This window comes from Chelativorans salis (genome assembly GCF_025336525.1).
Lineage (GTDB): Bacteria > Pseudomonadota > Alphaproteobacteria > Rhizobiales > Rhizobiaceae > Chelativorans > Chelativorans salis.
The window spans coordinates 61,075-79,705 of the sequence record NZ_JAOCZP010000013.1 but is presented as its reverse complement, the minus strand read 5'-3'; the positions used below and the strand labels follow the sequence as shown (position 1 = coordinate 79,705).

Below are 18,631 nucleotides of genomic sequence, written 5' to 3'. Positions count from 1 at the left end.
GACATTTCATGATGACGGATATTGACGGTGCGCTCGCCGCCTTCGACCACGCGCTCTCCCTTGCCAAGGAGCCGGAGGCGCCCTTCGATGCACTTTTCGCGCTCACGCAAGCCCTCGTCGGCGCCAAGCTTTTCACCTTCACGACGGTGGACATGGAGAGGAAGCTTGCCCGCCGTGCCTATACGAGCGACCCGAAAAGCTATCCCGCCTCCGGTACCAAGCCCGTGCGCCAGGACCGCTGGTTCGAGCAGGTGCACGATGCGCGGCGCATGTTCGTCGCCAACAGGCTGGCCGATATCGCCAAGGTTTTTCCCGACTACGCGCTAATCGGCGCGCTGGGCTGCGGCTCGGTCATCAACCTGCCCGTGGTGCTGGGCGATGAACTGGTGGGAACGGTCAACATTCTGCACGGGGAGGAGCATTATACGCCTGAGCGGCAGGCGCTGGTGGAAAAGGTGCTGCCCGTGCCGGCGAAGGCGGCCTATCTGGCGGGGCGGTATCTTTCGCGGGGGTAGGCTTTGGTGGCCGGTGGGGCTTTCGGACATTGCAGCGCAGGCCCCCTCACCGTCTTGGGCTTCGCCCAATCCACCTCTCCCCCACTTCGCGGGGGCAAGGAGTCGCCGGCCGTGATGAAAGGCGCCCTTCCTCTCCCCTATCTTTGATGGGGGAGAGGTGGCCCGCGAAGCGGGTCGGTGAGGGGGAAATGCACAGTCCTATGTACCGGCTGCCATTTCCAGAGAGATCGACCCCTCCACACTGCCATGGCTCAAACCCGATACGCCTCCCGCGCCACCGTCGAATAGGGGCAGGGCGCCACGGTTGCGCGGACCTTGGTCTGGGCGTGGCGCTCGACGACCGGGCGCGGGGTGCCGCCATCTTCCTCGCCCCAGGTCAGCGTGACCTCGGTTCCAGGCTTGCTCCATCGCTCGTCGATCATGGCGAGCGACAGCCACGCGCGCTCGTTGGCATTGTAGCCGGAATAGGTGGAGATGCCGGCCATTTCGTTGCCGACCGAGACTTTATCGTAGGGGAGGGTGGCATAGTGGGCGGCGGGGAGCTCGAGGTATTTTGCCGGCTCGCCTTCTCCGAACAGGGAAGCGAAGATGCGCACCACGTCTTTGCTGTTCCACACGAGTGTGACCTTCTTTCGGTGCGGCTCGTGGGCCTTCTGCTCCAGCGCCTCGCGGCCGATGAAGTCGTGGTCGAACTTCACGACATGGCCGTAGCCGAGGTCCCAAGGCGTCAGGTAATAATCTTCTACATCGTCCGAATAGAAGCTGCCGCCGAGCGAGGACATCGCCTCGAAACCGTCGGCGGGAAGCCACTCCCGGTAAGGCCTCATCTTGCCGCCGGAATAGATCGCCGGCATGGGCGAGGGGATCCAGCCAGCTTCCAGAGCGCTGGTAGCATAGGCGCGGAAGCCGGACGGAAGCAGCCCGAACTCACGGCCGGCCTCCAGCACCGCCGCACGGATCTCCGAACCTTCCTCGGACGGCCCCCAGAACTCGAGGCCGGGCTCGCCGGCCATGCCGTGCCTGAGCGCCCGCACCTTGCGGCCGGCGATGGTGATCTCGCCCATGTTGAAGAACTTGATCTCCGGCAGCGGCCCGCCGTTGACCTTTTCCAGGATTTTCCATGCGTTGGGCCCCTGGAGCTGATAGCGATAGGTCTTGCGGGCGCCCCTGTTGGCGACGGTGCGTTCGTCCCGCTCGACTCTCACATCGTAACCACCGGTCCTTGCCCGGAATTCCAGCCAGTTCGCCACCGGTGGGCGGCCGACGACATTCACGCGGTTCTGCGCGAGGTGGAACAGGATGGCGTCGCCGATGACATAGCCGTCATCGTTGCAGGGGACGAACTGTTTGGCCTTGCCGGGCGTGAAGCTTTCGAAGCTGTTGACGCCGGTCTCCGACAACAGCCGTATGACGTCCGGCCCTTCGAAATAGATGTCGGTCATGTGCGCGGACTGGTCGAACAGCACCGCCGTCTCCCGCCACGCCTTCTGCTCGTCGCGCCAGTTGGAGAACTCCGCCGGCACGGGATAGACATAGGCGCCCACCGGGGAAGTGCGCATCATCTCCACCGGGGAGCCGATTTCCTGGATCTTCTGCTCGAGGTTTCGTGCGGCCATTTCGTGTCCTCCCATGCCGCTCCCGCTTCACGCGCTGCCGTGCTAACGCCCTCTCCACCCCGAGCGTAGCGAATTGACGGAATTCGGAATTTCACATATTTGAAGCTACATAATGATGAAAGACAAACAGCAAGCCTCTGTCAAGTCCGCTGCCCGCGCTCTTGATATCATTGAGCAGGTCTCGCGGTGCGGTTCGGCGACGGCGCGTGAGATCAGCCGTGCCACGGGCATTCCCGAGAGCAGCCTTTCCTATCTGCTGACGACGCTGGTCAGCCGCAACTGGCTTTTGCCCGGGGCCGACCGGGCCTACGTGATCGGCCCGGCGCTCGCGCGGCTTGCCTCCGGCGACCCGCCGACGCTCGCCGAACGGCGGGCGGCGATCCTGCGTGCTATCACCCGTGCGACGGGGGAGACATCGTCACTCTTCATCCGGCGCGGCAATGATGTAGAGGTCGTGGACGTCGAGCTTTCCGCCCACCCGCTGCGCTTCACGCCGCAGAAGGGCATGCGCGTGCCGTTGCATAGCTTCGCCTCCGGCAAGGCGCTTCTGGCGGCGCTTCCGCCCGATGAACGCGACGAATGCCTGACGACCATGCCGCGCGCCCGCTTCACGCCCTATACGCTGGTGGATGAAAAAAGCCTGCGGGAGGACCTGAAACGCACCGCCGACCGCGGATACGCCCTGTCGAGAGAGGAGCATACGATCGGCGTCATGGGCATCGGCGTCGCACTCGACCGCCAGTACAGCCTGAGCGTGGCGATCCCTTCTCCCCGCTTCGACCATCCCACCGAGAGAAGGATCGCCGGTGAGATCGTCCGGATCGTGGATGAGATGCACGGGTGGGGGCCGGAGAGAGGGTAGAGACTGGTCGGCCAAGGCTTGGCTCGGAGCATGCGGCCGACGGTTCCTCGCCCCACATTCGTGGGGGCGAGGAATGGGCGCCCATCATCGCCGCTTGACAAGGAGGCGACTCGGCTGTTTTCATGTATATGTACTTCATATCCATGAAGCATTTTGGGAGGAAGCTGATGTCGCGACGAAGCCTTGAGGTCCTGCTCCAGGATTGTGGCAATCCCGTCGAACTCCTCCGCAATCAGATAACAGGTCCCAACGTCTATCCCGGCGTGCCGCCGGAATTCACCAACTGGCGTGACGAGCAGGCGGCGTGGCAGAACACCTGCGTGCTCTTCAACCAGTCCTACCATATGGCCGACCTTGCGGTGGAAGGGCCGGACGCGCTCAGGCTGCTCTCCAATCTCGGCATCAACAGCTTCGCCCATTTCGCCATCGACAAGGCCAAGCAGTTCATCCCGTGCAGCCCTGACGGCTATGTGATCGGCGACGTCATCCTGTTCTATCTAGCCGAGAACACGTTCAACCTCGTCGGCCGCATCCCGGCGTTGAACTGGGTGCGCTTTCACGCCGAGACCGGCGGCTATGACGTGAAGACCGAGCTCGACGAGCGCTCGGCGGCGCGCCCCGATCCCTTCAACCGCAAGTCCTACCGCTTTCAGGTGCAGGGGCCGAACGCGATGAAGGTCATCGAAAAGGTGCTGGGAGGGCCGGCGCCGGACATCAAGTTCTTCAACATGGCGCCGGTCGAGATCGCCGGCAGGAAAGTGCGGGCGCTGCGCCATGGCATGGCCGGCCAGCCCGGCTTCGAGTTCTTCGGCCCCTGGGCGGACGGCGAGGCGGTGCGCGAGGCGATCGTCGCTGCGGGCGAGGAGTTCGGCCTCCTGCAGGTGGGCGGGCGGGCCTACTCGTCGAATACGCTGGAATCGGGCTGGATCCCCTCGCCGTTGCCGGCGATCTATACGGGCGAAAAGATGAGGGCCTACCGGGAGTGGCTGCCGGATGACGGCTACGAAGCCAAGGCCTCGATCGGCGGCAGCTTCGCTTCCGACGATATCGAGGATTATTACCTGACCCCGTGGGATCTCGGCTACGGCCATGTGGTGAAGTTCGACCACGACTTCATCGGCCGCGAGGCGCTGGAGAAGAAGGCCGGGGAGCCGCACCGCAAGAAGGTCACACTGGCGCTGGAGAACGAGGACGTGATGCGCGCTATCGCCTCGCAGTTCGAGAAGGGGGAGGTCCGCGCCAAGTTCATGGAATTCCCGTCGGCTGTCTATTCCATGCACCCCTTCGACAAGGTGACCGCAGGCGGAAAGACGGTCGGCCTTTCCACCTGGATCGGTTACAGTTCCAACGAACGCAGGATGCTGACGCTGGCCATTCTCGATGCCGAATATGCCGAGCCGGGCACGGAGGTTATATTCGTCTGGGGCGAGGAGGGAGGCGGTACGGCGAAGCCCACCGTCGAGCCGCACGCGCAGAAGGAGATTCGCGCCGTCGTCAGCCCGGTTCCCTACGCCGAAGCAGCGCGCAAGGTGTATGTCGGCAAGGGCTGGCGCGCCGAGGGCGGGCCTGTGAGCTGAGGTGCCGGGCGCAAAGCCCTGCAGCCTTGGGGAGAGGAATGCCATGCATATCGCGTTCATCGGCTTCGGCGAAGCCGCCCGCGCCTTTGCCGGCTCGTTCCGCGAACGCGACGGCGGCATCGCGTTTTCGGCCTATGACATCCTTCTCGGCACCGGCGATGATGCTTCGATGCGTGCTGCCGCCGAGGCTCTCGGCGTGCTGCTGGCGGAAAGGCCGGAAGAGGCAGTCGCCAACGCGGACTGGGTGATCTGCGCCGTCACCGCCGCCTCCAGCTTTGAAGCCGGCCGCTCGGTGGCCGGGGCGGTGGGCGCCGGACAGGTCTATATCGACATCAATTCCGTCTCCGCCGGCGTCAAGCAGCAGACGGCGGCGCTATTTGCGGAAAACGGTTGTGCTTACATCGACATGGCGGTGATGTCGCCGGTGCACCCGCGCGGCCACCGCTCGCCGGTGCTGATCGCCGGTGCCATCGACGGGGTCGTGCTCGACGCGCTCGACGGCTACGGCTTCGCCTTCGAGACGGTGGGCACCGAGCCGGGGATGGCGGCGACCGTCAAGATGGTGCGCAGCCTTTTCGTCAAGGGCCTGGAGGCGATCAGCGTGCAGACGATGATCGCGGCGCACAGGGCCGGCTGCCTGGATCGCGTGAGGGGCCTCGCTGGCGCCGACCTTTCCGCAATTCGACTGGGCCCGTTTCGTCTCCTACCAGTTCGAGCGCGTGGCGACCCATGGCGTCAGGCGCGCGGCCGAAATGCGCGAATCCGCCGTTGCGATGAAAGAACTCGGACTTCCCGACGGGGAAGCGCTGGCTTCGGCTATTGCACAGGTGCAGGAGGCGGTTGGAGGGCTAGGCCCTGCCCTTAGTCCCGGCGAGGACGCGGTGGAGGTGGTTTCGCGGGCACTGACCTTGTATAACCGAACACAACTATAGCAAAAACTTATACCACGAACCGACTTCGAATTGGCCCGGCCCCGGCTCCAGGCCTAACCATTGTCCTCGTCATCGGGCCGCGTGCCGGTATCGGCGCCGGCGGTCGTGTTGGCGTCAGGGAGGAAATGAGATGAGAGCTTTTTTCAAGCAGTCCGCCGGTTTGTTGATGCTGGCGTCGAGCATGATCGCGGCGCCGGCAATGGCGCTGGGCGAGACCCTGTCGCTGGCGCATTTCGTGGCGCCCGCCCATGTGGTTACCGCCTCTGTGGTGGAGCCGCTCTCCGAGGGTGTGGAGGCGGACAGCAATGGAGACCTGACGATCCAGGTCTATCCCGGCGGCGAGCTGGGTGCTGGCCCGATGGAGCAGTATGTGCGCGCCGTCCAGGGCGTGGCCGACATCACCTGGGGCCTGTCGGGCTATACGTCTTCGCAGTTTCCCAAGTCGATGATCGTCGAGATGCCCGGCGCCATCCCCGAAGGCATGACCGGCTACGACATGCTGTGGAACGCCTTCGACGAGCATCTTGCCGACGAGTTTCCAGGCACGCGGCCGCTCGCGCTTTGGGTCTCCGAGCCCAGCATCTTCATCATGCGCGACCGTGAGATACGTTCACCCGAGGATCTGCAAGGCCTGCGCATCCGTGTCTCCGGCTCGGTGCCGGGCGCCCTTGTCGAGGCGTTCGGGGCAACACCGGTGCAGATGCCGGCCGGCGAGATGTACAATGCCCTGCAGACGGGGCTGATCGAGGGCATCGTGACGGGCGCCAGCGCCGTCAATGACTTCAAGCTCGACGAGGTGGCGAACTCCTATACGGTCGGCGCACCGCTCGGCCACATCATGTTCTACCTGGTCATGAACGAGGAGCGCTACGAGGGCCTGAGCGAGGAGCACCGGGCGATCCTAGACGAGCACACGGGGCGCGGCCTTTCGCAGAAGGGCGAAGAAGGGTGGAACGCTTCGGCCGAGCGCACCTTGCGGGCGCTGCGCGACAATCCCGACAACACGGTGATCGACCTGACGGAGGAGGAGATCGCCACCTTCACCGAGATTGCCGATCCCCTGCGCGAGAAGCTGATCGAAGAGATGGGGGCAGAGGACGTGCTGACCGCCATGACCGGAAACTGACGGCCGGGCGAGCGGGTTCGATGCTGGCTTTCCTGCGGACAAACGTGGACAGGCTGATCGGCCTGTCCAGCCTGCTCGGCAGCGCGGCGCTGGTGCTTGTCACCTGCGTCGTGCTTGTCGACGTGATCGGCCGCTATTTCGGTGCGCCGCTGCGCGGGGCGCAGGACATTGGCCAGATGTCGATGGTGATCATCGTCTTCGGCGGCATGGCCTATTGCGACCGCATCAAGGGGCACATCGCTGTCGACATCTTCGAGAACGCCTTCCCGCCGCGGCTGAACCACGCGATCGATATCGCCGTGGCGATGCTCGGTGCCGCGATCTTCTCGGCCATCGCATGGAAGGTCATCCAGTCGGCCCAGCTGTCGCTGATGCTCAACCTGTCCACCAACATCATTAACCTTCCCAAGGCGTGGTTCCAGTGGGCGTTGGCCGGCTTCTCCATTCTCACGGCGCTGACGATGGCGCTGCGGGCAGTCGAGATCATTCTGGCGGGACCTGAAGTCCACGGAGAGCAGGGGAGAGAGGTGCTTTGAGCCCCGATCTGGTCGGCTTGATCGGTATCCTCGCGCTGTTCGCGCTTCTTGCGCTGCGCGTTCCTGTCGCCTTCGCCATGTTCGTCGTCGGGCTGGCGGGCGTATCGGTCCTGTCGAGCCCGGCCAACGCGTTCAACCTCCTGGCGAGCGAGACCTTTACGCTGGCTTCCAGTGCGGAGCTGATCGTGGTCCCGCTTTTCATTCTCATGGGCAACGTGGCGACCGCCAGCGGCATGAGCCGGCGGCTCTACGACGCGGCATACGCCATCATCGGCTCGATCAGGGGTGGTCTCGCTTCGGCCACCATCGTCGGCTGCGGCGGCTTTGCAGCATTATGCGGCTCCTCGGTCGCTTCCGCGCTGACCATGGGCCGCGTGTCGCTGGCCGAGATGGAGCGCTTCAACTACGACCCCAGGCTTTCGACGGGTGCAGTGGCGGCGGGTGGTACACTCGGCATCCTCATCCCGCCGTCCACCGGCTTCGTGGTCTACGCCATCCTGACGCAGCAATCGATCGGCCGGCTGTTCCTCGCCGGTGTGCTGCCGGGCATCATGCTGTTGCTCCTGTTCATCCTGCTCATTACGGCGCTCTCCATCATGCGGCCGAGCTACGGGCCGACGGGCCCGCACAGGAGTTTGCGGGAGAAGTCGGTCGCCCTTATGGGCGCCATTCCGATCATCGGCATCGTGCTTTTGACCATAGGTGGCATCTATGTCGGCTTCTTTTCGCCGGTGGAGGCGGCGGCGGTGGGCGCCGGGCTGGTGATCGTCTTCAGCGTCGTGGCGCGCCAGCTGACGGTGAAGTCGTTCTACCATGCGGTGCGCGATACCATCGCCACGACGGCCACCGTCATGCTGATCCTGATCTCCGCGCACCTGCTCAACCCGTTCCTCGCCCTGAGCCGTATTCCGCACGAGGTGGCGACGCTTTTGACCGGCCTCGACATCGGGCCGACCGGCATCCTGGCGCTCATCCTTCTGTGCTATCTGGTGCTCGGCCTGTTCCTCGAAGGCTTTGCCATGCTTGTCTTGACGATGCCGATCTTCTTCCCGGTCGTCGTCGCGCTCGGCTTCGATCCTATCTGGTTCGGGGTGCTGGTGGTGCTTACCCTCGAGATGGGGCTGATCAGCCCGCCGGTGGGCGTCAACGTCTTCATCGTCAAGTCGGTGGCGCCGAACGTTCCGCTGCGCGACATTTTCGCCGGCGTCATGCCGTTCTGGCTGGTGATGCTGGTCGCGGTGATCCTGCTCGTCCTGTTCCCGCAGATCGCATTGTTCCTGCCCAATACGATGATCGGCGGTTAGGGGAGCGAGATGGTCGCATACGCGTTTCTCAGAACGAAGAATGGGAGGTGAAGAGAATGGCCGAACCCTGTTTTGACGTCGCTCATCTTGGCCATGTGGAGGTGCTGACGGACAAGTTCGATGAGAGCCTCGACTTCTTCGTTAATGTCTACGGCCTGACCGAGAGCGGCCGCGATGACACATCCGCCTATCTGCGCGGCTGGGACGACTATGAGTTCCACACGCTCAAGCTTACCCGTTCCGACACAACAGGCGTCGGCCACGTCGCCTACCGCACCACTTCGCCCGAGGCGCTGGAACGGCGGGTTGCCGTGATCGAGGAGATGGGCTGGGGGATCGGCTGGGTCGATGGTGATCGGGGGCACGGGAGCGCTTACCGCTTTACCGATCCGGACGGCCACATCTTCGAACTCTACTACGACACGAAGGTCTATGAGGCGCCGCCGGAGGAGCGCCCGGCGCTCAAGAATCTGGCGCAGCGTTATCACGGGCGGGGCGTGTGCGTGCGGCGGCTCGACCACCTCAACCTTCTCGCCCGGGATGTCTCGGTCATCCGCGACTTCATGTGCGAGGCGCTGGGCAGCCGCGTGACGGAGCAGATCCAGCTCGACAACGGCCGCCTGGGTGGCTGCTGGTTCACTGTGAACAACAAGAGCTATGACATTGCCTACACGGAGGATCATTCCGGCATGTCCGGCCGCTTCCACCATGTCACCTACGCGGTCGACAGCCGCGAGGACGTGCTGAGAGCCGCCGACATCTTCCTGGAAAACGGCGTCTTCATCGAGACCGGACCGCACAAGCATGCCATCCAGGGCACCTTCTTTCTCTATGTTTACGAGCCGGCGGGCAACCGCGTGGAGGTCGCCAATGCCGGGGCGCGGCTGATCCTGCAGCCGGACTGGCAGCCCGTCACCTGGACCGAAGCCGAGCGTCGTAAGGGCCAGGCATGGGGCCTCAAGACGATCGAATCCTTCCACACCCACGGCACGCCGCCGGTGGAGACAAGCACGGACAAATCCTAGGAGGCCGACCATGAGCGACAAGACGGCTTTGGTGATCAGCGCCCATTCGGCCGACTTCGTCTGGCGCTGCGGCGGCGCCATCGCGCTGCATCAGGGGCGGGGTTTTGACGTCACGATCGTCTGCCTCTCCTACGGCGAGCGGGGGGAGAGCGCCAAGCTGTGGAAGAGCGAAGGGGCAACGCTGGAAGGCGTCAAGGCGGCGCGGCGCAAGGAGGCGGAGAATGCGGCGAAGGCGCTCGACGCGCACGAGATCGAGTTCTTCGACCTGGGCGACTATCCGCTGGAGATGGATCGTGCGGCCAAAGACCGGCTGGTCGATGTGATCCGCCGGGTGCAGCCGGCGTTCATGCTCTCGCACTCACTCGAGGACCCGTACAACACCGACCACCCCTATGCGACGCGGATGGCGCTCGAATGCCGCATGATCGCCCAGGCCTGGGGGCACAAGCCGGGGGAGAAGGTGCTGGGGGCGCCGCAGCTCTATCTCTTCGAGCCGCATCAGACCGAGCAGTGCGGCTGGAAGCCAGACACCGTACTCGACATCACCGAGGTGTGGGACAAGAAGCGCGCGGCCATCGAGTGCATGGAAGGCCAGCAGCATCTTTGGGATTACTACACGAACGTCGCGGAAAACCGCGCCAACCAGTTCCGCCGCAACTCCGGCGGGCAGGCGGGCGGGCGCCCCGCCCGGTATGCCGAGGCGTTCCAGTCAATCTTTCCGAAAACCGTGGATCAGTTGTGATGGGCGTCGTCGTTGAGAATATCGAGCGAGCGGACCCGAAGGTTACAGCGGGCCTTGCCGAATGCGGCGTGGCGACGGTGCACGAGGCGCAAGGCCGCAGCGGGCTTCTCGCCTCCTATATGCGGCCGATCTATTCCGGCGCACGCATCGCCGCCTCGGCGGTGACGATCTCCGCCCCGCCAGGCGACAACTGGATGGTCCATGTCGCCATCGAGCAGCTCAGGGACGGGGATGTCCTCGTGTTGGCGCCCACCTCGCCGTCGGATGCCGGCTATTTCGGCGATCTTCTGGCCACCTCGGCGATGGCGCGCGGCTGCAAGGGACTGGTGATCGACGCCGGTGTGCGCGACGTCGCCGATCTGACGAAGATGGATTTTCCCGTCTGGTCTCATCACATCTCGGCGCAAGGCACCGTCAAGGAGACGCTGGGTTCGGTCAACGTGCCGGTCGTCTGCGCAGGCGCGCTGATCAATCCGGGTGACGTGATTGTCGCCGACGACGACGGCGTCTGCGTGGTACGCGGCGAGAGCGCCGCGGAAGTCTTGAAGGCCGCCAAGGCGCGTGTCGCCAACGAAGAGGCCAAGCGCAAGCGGCTCGCCGCCGGCGAGCTCGGCCTCGACATCTACGGCATGCGTGAACGGCTGAAGGAGAAGGGCCTCAAATATGTCTGAGGGCATTCGCGCCATGTGGATGCGGGGCGGCACGTCCAAGGGCGGTTACTTCCTCGCCGCCGACCTGCCGCAGGATGTGAAGACGCGCGATGGCACGCTCCTCGGCATCATGGGCTCGCCCGACCCGCGCCAGATCGACGGCCTTGGCGGGGCCGATCCGCTGACCTCCAAGGTGGCTGTTGTCCGGCCGTCGGAGCGGGAGGGGGTGGATGTGGACTACCTGTTCCTGCAGGTCTTCGTTGACCAGGCGATCGTCACCGACAGCCAGAACTGTGGGAACATCCTGGCCGGCGTCGGACCTTTCGCGATCGAGCGCGGGCTGGTGAAGGCGCGGGCCGAGCGCACGGAGGTGCGCATCTTCATGGAGAACACCCGCCAGATCGCCGTCGCCACCGTCGAGACGCCCGGCGGCAGGGTCAACTACGCGGGCGAGACGCGCATCGACGGCGTGCCCGGCTCGGCGGCGTCCATTCCCATCGTCTTCGAGGATACCGCCGGCTCCACCTGCGGGGCGCTTTTGCCTTCGGGCAGGGCGGCCGACACAGTCGACGGGGTAGAAGTCACGCTGATCGACAACGGCATGCCCTGCGTCGTCCTCGGCGCGGCGGATTTCGGCATCAGGGGTGACGAGGCGCCGGCCGAACTGGAGGCGAATGCCGTGCTTAGGGAGCGCGTCGAGGCGATCCGCCTCAAGGCGGGGCCGATGATGAATCTCGGCGACGTGAGGGAAAAATCCGTGCCGAAGATGACGCTGGTGAGCCCGCCGCGCCACGGCGGGATGATCTCCACCCGCACCTTCATCCCGCACCGCTGCCACGCAGCGATCGGCGTCCTCGGTGCCGTCAGCGTGGCCACCGCCTGCCTGCTGCCCGAGGGCCCGGCGGCGCGACATGCGAAGGTGCCGGAAGGGAGCACGAAAACAATGTCGGTCGAGCATCCGACGGGGGAGTTCACCGTCATCGCCAATCTCGATGAGGCAGGCAACGTGCAATCGACCGGCGTTCTGAGGACGGCGCGGAAGCTTGCCGACGGCGTGGTTTTTGCCTGACGCGGAGGCATGATCGACGGTGCGGCTGGACGACGAGGCGCATTCCGGTGGGCGGTCTGCTGTCGTAGAGTACGGCATGCAGTCGCAACCCAATCTGCGCCATATCCGGCTGTTCGACGCCGCAATCGCCTCCTCCTCCCTCTCAAGGGCCGCCGAGAAAGTGCACATCTCGCAGCCGGCCGCCTCGCAGGCGATCTCCCGGCTCGAAAAACTATTCGGCGGCCCGCTGCTCGACCGGAAGGGGGCCGGCGTCTTTCCCACGGAGCGCGGCGCCATCGTTGCCCGACGTGCCCGGCGGAGCCTCGAGCTTCTGCGCGCGGCAAGCGTGAGCCTCGCTCGGCTATCGCGTATCGGCAAGGGGTTGGCGATCGATCTCCTGGAGGTGCACGCGACGAGCACACAGCTTCGCGCGCTCGCCGCCTTTGCCGAGGCCGGGACGTTCCTTGGCGCGGCGCGGCTTCTTAGCCAAGCGGAGCCCTCGGTGCAGCGTGCGGCGCGCCAACTGGAGCGTATCGGCGGGGTTCCGCTATTCGACGGCGCCTATCGCGCGCTGCGGCTGACGCCGGCCGGCTCAATGCTCGCCAGCCACGCGCATCTGATCTTCAGGGAATTCGAGAGCGCGCTGGATGAGGTGAGCGAATATGAAGGCACTTTCGACGGCCGCGTCATCGTCGGCACGCTGCCGCTGGTGCGCACCAGGATCATCCCCAGCGCCATTGCCAGGCTGTACAGCCTGCGGCCTCGGGCCACGGTGGTGATTCTCGACGGGGACTATGACAGCCTGATCCGGGCGCTTCTGATCGGCAAGATCGACCTTCTCGTCGGCGCGCTGCGGCGCGAGGCTGTCGGGAAGGGCCTGGTGGAGGAAACGCTGTTCAGCGACGGAGTGTCGATCATCGGTCGTGCCGACCATCCGCTGGTGCAGAAAAGGACGGTCACCTACGAGGACCTGGCGGGCTACCCCTGGGTGCTGCCGCGCCAGGGAACGCCGACGCGGGCGATCTTCAACGCACTTGCCGAGAAGTTCCCGCCGCAGTGGCGGTGGAACGGGCCGATCGTCACCGGCTCGCTGATCGCCGTTCGCGGCATTCTCATGCAGACAGACCGCCTGACGATCCTCTCGCGCCAACAGATCGAGTATGACGAGAAGGCGGGCCTCCTGAAGGTTATCCCCTTCACGCTTCCCCAATCGGAGCGGCCCATCGGCATGACCGCGCGCAGCGACTGGCAGCCGACGGCGCTGCAGCGCGACTTCGTCGCCGCGTTGCGTGAGGCGGCGAGCGGGTAGAGGTTGTGAAGGGGCGCAGGCCTATTCCTCGATCCCGATCACCCGCCCGCTATCCGAATAGACCTCCTCCACCCACTCGCTTCTGCTCCGGAGCACGGCGCGCTGGTTGATCGAGCCCTTGTCGGTCACCTCCCCCTTGTCCATGGACGGAGGGGGATCGACGAGGATCATCCTGCGGATCAGCGTCGAGGAGCCGGTGCTGGTCGCGGCGAGGCTTTTCAGTTTTTCGCGCAGATGCGCGCGTACGTTCTCGTCCGCGGCGAGCCTTGCAAGGACTGCAGGGTCGGGGAAGACGAGGGCGGCGAGATAGGGACGGTCGGCGCCGGCGATGGCGACGTCGCGGACCACTTCACCGAAATGGTCGATGAAGCGGGTGCGCAGTGCGCCGGTGCTCACCCAAGTGCCGGTGTCGAGCTTGAAGTTTTCCGCCGTGCGCCCGTCGAAGAAGAAGCCGGCCTGCATGTCGTCGGGGTCGGCAAAGCGCAGGGCATCGCCGAGGCGGTAGTAGCCTTCCTCGTCGAAGGCCTCGGCGGTGAGGGCAGGCGCGTTCCAGTAGCCGGGGGTGATGTTCGGCCCCTTCACGCGCGCGTCGAGCTTTCCGTCGAACGGCACCAGCTTGAGGGACACGCCGGGGCAGGGCAGGCCGACATTGCCGGTCTTTTCCTGCGGCCATGTGCAGAAGAGGGCCGCTGGCGCGGTCTCCGTGGCGCCGAGCCCGGTGCCGATAAGAATACGCTCGCCGGTGGTCTCGACGGCAAGCCGCTCCAGCGCGTCCCACGTGTGCTGCGCCATGCCGGCGCCGGCGTACCAAAGGAGCTTCAGGTTCCTGAAGAAACTCTCCCGCAGATCCTGATCGGCCTCCAGATGCGGGATCAGCGCCTCGAAACCCTTGGGCACGTTGAAGTACCAGTTCGGCGAGATCTCTTTGAGGTTGCGCACCGTCCTGCCGATGTCGGCCTCCGTGGGGCGGCCGTCGTCGATATAGAGCGTGCCGCCGTTGAAGATCGGCATGTAGAAGAGCTTGTTGCCGCCGGCCGTATGGTGCCAGGGCGCCCAGTCGAGGAGCAGCGGCGGCTCGTCCTTGAAAAAGGCGAACGACTCGCGGCTCATCATCTGGTTGGAGCAGATCATGCGGTTGGTGTTGACGACCGCCTTCGGCGTTCCGGTGGAGCCCGAGGTAAAGAGGAACTTGGCGATGGTTTCGCCGGTGACGGAGCGGCAGGCTTCATCGACCGTTGGGCCCGGCTCGGTCGCCAGCGCCTCGGCGAAATCCTCCTCTGGGCCGCGCGCGCCTTTCGTGAACAGCCGCCTTATCCCCGGCGCAACCGCCTCGATGGCGGGGCCGAAGTTTTCGGCATCGGCGGCGAAGACGAGGGCGGGGCGGATCGTCTCGAAGGTCTCGCGGAGCCGCGTGTAGTCGGTCGAGACAAGCGAATAGGCGGGCGAGATGGCGGCATAGGGGATGCCGACATAGACGGCGGCGAGGCCGACAAGCGCATGCTCGATGTCGTTGCCTGAAAGGATGGCGAGCGGTGCGGAGGCTGAGAGGCCGCGGTCGAGCAGATATTGGCCGAGGCGGCGCGTGCGGGCGAGCGCCTCGGCATAGCTTAGGCGCCGCCAGCCACCGTCCGCGTTGCGTTCGGCGAGCATCGTCCTGTCGGGCGCATGGCTCGCCCCATGGACCAGCATGTCGGCGATGCGCTCGGGATAAGGTGGCAGGGGAACCCTCTGTTCCAGGTAAAGCACGCCGCCCGGCCCGTGCCGGACTTCGACCTCCGGTTTCCAGCACCGTACAGGACGAAAAGGGGCCGCAAGCCAAGGGCGCGGCCGCGGTGCGGATCCCTTCATACCGTCCTCCCTCGGCGGGCCGGGAGAGGCACCGCCTCACTTGACACAAACGAATATATTCGTTCATTTAGTAATAGTTGAAAAGTAAATAGTGTCAATTTCATAGGCACTGAGAACGGAGGCTCCCGGCCCATGGCGCTGGTCAATTACGAGATCGACGACGGCATTGCTGTTCTGACGCTCTCCCGGCCGGAGAAGCGCAACGCCATGAGCGATGCCATGCTCGCCGATCTCGGCGCCGCAGTCGATCGCGCGGCCGGAGAAGCAAGGGCCGCCGTCATCGCGGGGAGTGGAAAGCACTTCTGCGCCGGGCTCGACCTTTCCGAGCAGGTGGAAAAGTCGGTCATGGAGGGCATTGCCGGCTCGCGCGGCTGGCATGCCGTCTTCACCCGCATCCAGCGCGGCGCCATTCCTTACTTCATCGCGCTCCATGGCGCGGTGGTGGGCGGCGGGCTCGAACTGGCGGCCGCCGGCCATGTGCGGGTCGCCGACGCCAACACGTATTTCGCCCTGCCGGAGGGCCAGCGCGGCATCTTCGTCGGCGGCGGCGGCTCGGTGAACGTCGCCCGGCTGATGGGCGTGGCGCGCATGACGGACATGATGCTGACGGGCCGCGTGTTCACGGCCGACGAGGCGGAGCGCTACGGCATCGTCAACTATCTGACGGAGCCCGGCGGGGCGCTTGCCAGGGCCAAGGAGCTGGCAAAGCTTGCGGCGAAGAACGCGCCGCTTTCCAACTACGCCATCGTCAATGCTCTGCAGCGCATCCACGACAGCGGCTATGACGAGGGGCTGTTCTTCGAATCCATGATCGCCTCGCTAACCCAAGCGACGCCCGAGGCGCACGAGCGGCTGCGCGCTTTCCTCGACAAGAAGGCGGAGCGCCTGGCGATCCCGACCGGAACGGGGGTCTCGTCATGACGGGCGCGGAGATCCTGCCGGTCGAGGAAGCCGGGATAGAGGACGGCAAGACCGGCCTCTCCTTCGGCAAGTTCGAGCGCTCCGCGGGCTTCCTCCTGCGTATTGCCCAGCTCACGGTGTTCGAGCGCATGTTCGCGGAGCTGAAGGACGGTCACGTCAAGATCGGCGAATTCACGATCCTCCTCGCCATCGCGGAGAATCCCGGCGTCCGCCAAGGCGCGATGGCCGACGTCTTGAAAATAAAATGGTCGAACATGACCAAGCTGGTGCGCTCGCTCGAGGAACGGGGACTGGTGGAGCGTTTCGTGCCGCCCCACGACCGCCGCTCGGTCGAGCTGCGGTTGACGGAAGAGGGCCGCAAGCTCCTCGAAACCTTCACGCCGCTCATGTTCGAGGCCGACCGACGCTCCCTTCCCATGCTGTCGGACGAGGAGCACGCCACCTTCCTGGCGCTGCTTAGAAAGGTGTCGGGATGGCCGCCTCTTTGATGCCGTACTCGTTTGCCGCCACTGAATGGAGGCCGTGATGTTCGATCCGGATACCGTTGTCGCCATCGATATTCATACCCATGCCGAAGAGCCGTGCGGCACCCATGCCGACGACGGCTATGACGGCTTCCAGGCCGGCATGGCCGCCTATTTCCGCTCGCCCTTCAAGCATCCGCCGACCGTCCCCGAAACCGCCGCCTATTTCCGCGAGCGCAGGATCGGAGCGGTGATCTTTCCCGTCGATTCGGAGCGCGAGACGGGCTTTCGCCGCTACAACAACGAGGAGATGGCGGAGCTTGCCGCCGAGCACAGCGACATCCTCATCCCCTTCGCCTCGATCGATCCCGCCAAGGGCAAGATGGGTGCGCGCGAGGCGCGGCGGCTGGTGGAGCACTACGGCATCCGCGGCTTCAAGTTCCACCCCACCATGCAGGGCTTCTATCCCAACGACCGCAGCGCCTATGTGCTCTACGAGGCGATCGCGGAAGCCGGCGTGCCGGCGCTCTTCCACACCGGCCAGACCGGCGTCGGCGCGGGCATGCGCGGCGGCAACGGCATGCGGCTGAAATTTTCCAACCCGATCTATATCGACGACGTGGCGGCCGACTTCCCGGATATGCAGATTGTCATGGCGCACCCCTCCTTCCCTTGGCAGGAGGAGGCGCTGGCGGTCGCCACGCACAAGCCCAATGTGTGGATCGACCTTTCCGGCTGGTCGCCGAAATACTTTCCACCGATCCTGGTGAAATACGCCAACTCGCTGCTCAAGGACCGGGTCCTTTTCGGCTCCGACTGGCCGGCGATCATGCCGGACCGTTGGCTTGCCGATTTCGAAAAGCTCGACATCAAGCCCGAGGTGAGGCCGCGCATCCTGAAGGAGAATGCCCGCAGGCTGCTTAACATCTGACAAGCCGGAGGAGGCAACGCCGGCATCGACTGCAAGCGCGTTCGGGGGGAACGCGCAAAAGAGGAGGAGAAGCCATGAAAGCGTTCGTCACTGCCGTCGCCTTGGCGACAGGCCTTTGCGCATCCATTGCTGCCGTCGAAGCACGCGAGCTGAGGCTGGCGCCCGGCGGCCCGCCAACCCATCCAGCCCACACACCACTCTATTCAACACTCGCCGAGGAATTGCCGAAGGAAACGGACGGTGCGCTCACCGGCACCATCCTGGGAACCGAGGTGGTCAACATCGGCGGCATGAAGGGCGCACTGCAGTCGTCGGTGGCCGAGGTGGGCAACGTGCTGCCGCTTTATTATCCGGGCGACCTGCCGAACTCCGCGCTGGTGGGGGATCTGGCGTTTCTCGGCCGCGACCCTCACGTTATGGGGGCGGCCATGACAGAGTACGTCGCCACCTGCGACGAATGCCAAGCAGAATTCGCCAGGATGGGCGGGGTGTTCGCCGGCGCCGGCTCGTCGGATGTCTATGTTCTCCTGACCACAGTGCCGGTGCGCAACAAGGCCGACCTTCAGGCGCTGCGTCTGAGGAGCGGCGGTGCGCCGTTTGCCCGCTGGGCCGAGTATGTCGGCGCGGTGCCGGCCAACGTGCCCGTCAGCGACACCTTCGAGACCATGTCGCAGGGTGTGATCGACGGCACGATGGGCTCGGTCTCCGATCTCACCGCCTACCGGCTCGTAGATCTGGCGCGCTATGTGGTGGAATTGCCGCTCGGCACCTACCACGCGACGTCGAACTTCACGGTCAACACCGACACCTGGCGCTCGCTCAGCGCCCAGGAACGCCGGGGCTTCATGCGCGCCGCCAACAAGGCCAACGTCGCCTTCACGCAGAACTGGGGGTTCGAGCGGCCGGACGAGGCCCGCCAGGCAGCCCGCGAGGCGGGGCTGGAATTCATCGAGCCGGACGAGGAGCTCGTCGAGCTGACCGAGGCGTTCGTCGAGGATGATCTGGAGGCGGCCGTCGGCATCGCCGAGAGCCAGTACGGTATTGCCGACGCCGAGGCGAAGATCTCCCGGTTTCAGGAGTTGGTGGAGAAATGGACCGGTATTGTCGAGGACGCCGGGCATGATCCCGCAGCGATCGCGGCGGCGATCCAGGCGGATGTGTGGGACAAGATCGATTATGAGAGCTACGGGATGTGAAGGCCGGATGTAGGGGCGGAGACGGTTTG

At 65.0% G+C, this 18,631-nt stretch carries 18 protein-coding genes and 1 pseudogene; 17 read left to right on the top strand and 2 right to left on the bottom strand.

The genetic code is table 11. The features are described from left to right. The first annotated feature begins 8 nt into the window (after positions 1-8). Positions 9-515, top strand: a complete 507-nt coding sequence (locus N5A92_RS25595) for a GAF domain-containing protein (protein WP_313958462.1) — start codon at positions 9-11, stop codon at positions 513-515. A 251-nt stretch (positions 516-766) separates the two neighbouring features. On the opposite strand, the gene ligM is transcribed toward N5A92_RS25595, so the two are convergent. Beyond that, complete coding sequence (gene ligM / locus N5A92_RS25590) at positions 767-2,131, bottom strand: vanillate/3-O-methylgallate O-demethylase (RefSeq protein ID WP_260907307.1); 1,365 nt, start codon at positions 2,129-2,131, stop codon at positions 767-769. Positions 2,132-2,243: 112 nt separating this feature from the next. Between ligM and N5A92_RS25585 the strand changes: the two genes are divergently transcribed. The 12 genes and pseudogenes from N5A92_RS25585 (at position 2,244) to N5A92_RS25535 (ending at position 13,242) form a co-directional block, all read left to right on the top strand. Next, a complete protein-coding gene (locus N5A92_RS25585; RefSeq protein ID WP_260907305.1) occupies positions 2,244-2,993 on the top strand; it encodes an IclR family transcriptional regulator in 750 nt (249 codons plus the stop codon). Between the two features lie 167 nt (positions 2,994-3,160). Then, entirely contained in the window at positions 3,161-4,570 is a 1,410-nt protein-coding gene (gene desA / locus N5A92_RS25580; protein ID WP_260907303.1) for a syringate O-demethylase, read from the top strand. 43 nt (positions 4,571-4,613) lie between these two features. Beyond that, positions 4,614-4,925 (top strand): annotated as a pseudogene (locus N5A92_RS27610) (NAD(P)-binding domain-containing protein); the annotation flags it as partial. 304 nt (positions 4,926-5,229) lie between these two features. Further along, positions 5,230-5,502, top strand: a complete 273-nt coding sequence (locus N5A92_RS27605; RefSeq protein WP_425248645.1) for a DUF1932 domain-containing protein — start codon at positions 5,230-5,232, stop codon at positions 5,500-5,502. A gap of 130 nt (positions 5,503-5,632) precedes the next feature. Continuing rightward, complete coding sequence (locus tag N5A92_RS25570; RefSeq protein WP_260907301.1) at positions 5,633-6,628, top strand: TRAP transporter substrate-binding protein; 996 nt, start codon at positions 5,633-5,635, stop codon at positions 6,626-6,628. A 20-nt stretch (positions 6,629-6,648) separates the two neighbouring features. Beyond that, the gene (locus N5A92_RS25565; protein WP_260907300.1) at positions 6,649-7,164 is read left to right on the top strand and encodes a TRAP transporter small permease; all 516 of its coding nucleotides are present in this window, start codon (positions 6,649-6,651) and stop codon (positions 7,162-7,164) included. Then, complete coding sequence (locus tag N5A92_RS25560) at positions 7,161-8,468, top strand: TRAP transporter large permease (RefSeq protein WP_260907299.1); 1,308 nt, start codon at positions 7,161-7,163, stop codon at positions 8,466-8,468. Before N5A92_RS25565 ends, N5A92_RS25560 begins: the two co-directional genes overlap by 4 nt. Positions 8,469-8,524: 56 nt before the next feature. Continuing rightward, positions 8,525-9,493 (top strand): catechol 2,3-dioxygenase, encoded by a 969-nt coding sequence (locus N5A92_RS25555; RefSeq protein ID WP_260907298.1) that lies wholly within the window; start codon positions 8,525-8,527, stop codon positions 9,491-9,493. A gap of 10 nt (positions 9,494-9,503) precedes the next feature. Beyond that, a complete protein-coding gene (locus N5A92_RS25550) occupies positions 9,504-10,235 on the top strand; it encodes a PIG-L deacetylase family protein (RefSeq protein WP_260907297.1) in 732 nt (243 codons plus the stop codon). Then, positions 10,235-10,906, top strand: coding sequence for a 4-carboxy-4-hydroxy-2-oxoadipate aldolase/oxaloacetate decarboxylase (locus N5A92_RS25545; protein ID WP_260907296.1), 672 nt, complete (start codon positions 10,235-10,237; stop codon positions 10,904-10,906). The genes N5A92_RS25550 and N5A92_RS25545 overlap by 1 nt, the downstream gene beginning before the upstream one ends. Further along, a complete protein-coding gene (locus tag N5A92_RS25540) occupies positions 10,899-11,954 on the top strand; it encodes a 4-oxalomesaconate tautomerase (RefSeq protein WP_260907295.1) in 1,056 nt (351 codons plus the stop codon). Before N5A92_RS25545 ends, N5A92_RS25540 begins: the two co-directional genes overlap by 8 nt. Positions 11,955-11,973: 19 nt before the next feature. Further along, on the top strand, positions 11,974-13,242 hold the full coding sequence (locus N5A92_RS25535) for a LysR family transcriptional regulator (RefSeq protein ID WP_260907293.1): 1,269 nt from the start codon (positions 11,974-11,976) through the stop codon (positions 13,240-13,242). A gap of 21 nt (positions 13,243-13,263) precedes the next feature. Here N5A92_RS25535 and N5A92_RS25530 read toward each other — a convergent pair whose 3' ends face one another. Next, positions 13,264-15,090 (bottom strand): feruloyl-CoA synthase, encoded by a 1,827-nt coding sequence (locus N5A92_RS25530; protein WP_260907291.1) that lies wholly within the window; start codon positions 15,088-15,090, stop codon positions 13,264-13,266. 132 nt (positions 15,091-15,222) lie between these two features. Between N5A92_RS25530 and N5A92_RS25525 the strand changes: the two genes are divergently transcribed. The 4 genes from N5A92_RS25525 to N5A92_RS25510 all read left to right on the top strand — a co-directional run bounded on the left by N5A92_RS25525 (position 15,223) and on the right by N5A92_RS25510 (position 18,602). Continuing rightward, positions 15,223-16,011, top strand: a complete 789-nt coding sequence (locus N5A92_RS25525; protein ID WP_260907290.1) for a crotonase/enoyl-CoA hydratase family protein — start codon at positions 15,223-15,225, stop codon at positions 16,009-16,011. Continuing rightward, a complete protein-coding gene (locus N5A92_RS25520; RefSeq protein WP_260907288.1) occupies positions 16,008-16,499 on the top strand; it encodes a MarR family winged helix-turn-helix transcriptional regulator in 492 nt (163 codons plus the stop codon). The genes N5A92_RS25525 and N5A92_RS25520 overlap by 4 nt, the downstream gene beginning before the upstream one ends. Before the next feature lie 37 nt (positions 16,500-16,536). Beyond that, positions 16,537-17,406, top strand: coding sequence for an amidohydrolase family protein (locus tag N5A92_RS25515; protein ID WP_260907287.1), 870 nt, complete (start codon positions 16,537-16,539; stop codon positions 17,404-17,406). A 74-nt stretch (positions 17,407-17,480) separates the two neighbouring features. Then, positions 17,481-18,602, top strand: coding sequence for a C4-dicarboxylate TRAP transporter substrate-binding protein (locus N5A92_RS25510; protein WP_260907286.1), 1,122 nt, complete (start codon positions 17,481-17,483; stop codon positions 18,600-18,602). The last annotated feature ends 29 nt before the right edge of the window (positions 18,603-18,631 follow it).

Bases quoted from the DNA above. Each gene is read 5' to 3' on its own strand.
- N5A92_RS25595 (WP_313958462.1), top strand. From the start codon at position 9: ATGATGACGGATATTGACGGTGCGCTCGCCGCCTTCGACCACGCGCTC.
- ligM (WP_260907307.1), bottom strand. From the start codon at position 2,131: ATGGCCGCACGAAACCTCGAGCAGAAGATCCAGGAAATCGGCTCCCCG.
- N5A92_RS25585 (WP_260907305.1), top strand. From the start codon at position 2,244: ATGATGAAAGACAAACAGCAAGCCTCTGTCAAGTCCGCTGCCCGCGCT.
- desA (WP_260907303.1), top strand. From the start codon at position 3,161: ATGTCGCGACGAAGCCTTGAGGTCCTGCTCCAGGATTGTGGCAATCCC.
- N5A92_RS25570 (WP_260907301.1), top strand. From the start codon at position 5,633: ATGAGAGCTTTTTTCAAGCAGTCCGCCGGTTTGTTGATGCTGGCGTCG.
- N5A92_RS25565 (WP_260907300.1), top strand. From the start codon at position 6,649: ATGCTGGCTTTCCTGCGGACAAACGTGGACAGGCTGATCGGCCTGTCC.
- N5A92_RS25555 (WP_260907298.1), top strand. From the start codon at position 8,525: ATGGCCGAACCCTGTTTTGACGTCGCTCATCTTGGCCATGTGGAGGTG.
- N5A92_RS25550 (WP_260907297.1), top strand. From the start codon at position 9,504: ATGAGCGACAAGACGGCTTTGGTGATCAGCGCCCATTCGGCCGACTTC.
- N5A92_RS25545 (WP_260907296.1), top strand. From the start codon at position 10,235: ATGGGCGTCGTCGTTGAGAATATCGAGCGAGCGGACCCGAAGGTTACA.
- N5A92_RS25540 (WP_260907295.1), top strand. From the start codon at position 10,899: ATGTCTGAGGGCATTCGCGCCATGTGGATGCGGGGCGGCACGTCCAAG.
- N5A92_RS25530 (WP_260907291.1), bottom strand. From the start codon at position 15,090: ATGAAGGGATCCGCACCGCGGCCGCGCCCTTGGCTTGCGGCCCCTTTT.
- N5A92_RS25525 (WP_260907290.1), top strand. From the start codon at position 15,223: ATGGCGCTGGTCAATTACGAGATCGACGACGGCATTGCTGTTCTGACG.
- N5A92_RS25520 (WP_260907288.1), top strand. From the start codon at position 16,008: ATGACGGGCGCGGAGATCCTGCCGGTCGAGGAAGCCGGGATAGAGGAC.
- N5A92_RS25515 (WP_260907287.1), top strand. From the start codon at position 16,537: ATGTTCGATCCGGATACCGTTGTCGCCATCGATATTCATACCCATGCC.
- N5A92_RS25510 (WP_260907286.1), top strand. From the start codon at position 17,481: ATGAAAGCGTTCGTCACTGCCGTCGCCTTGGCGACAGGCCTTTGCGCA.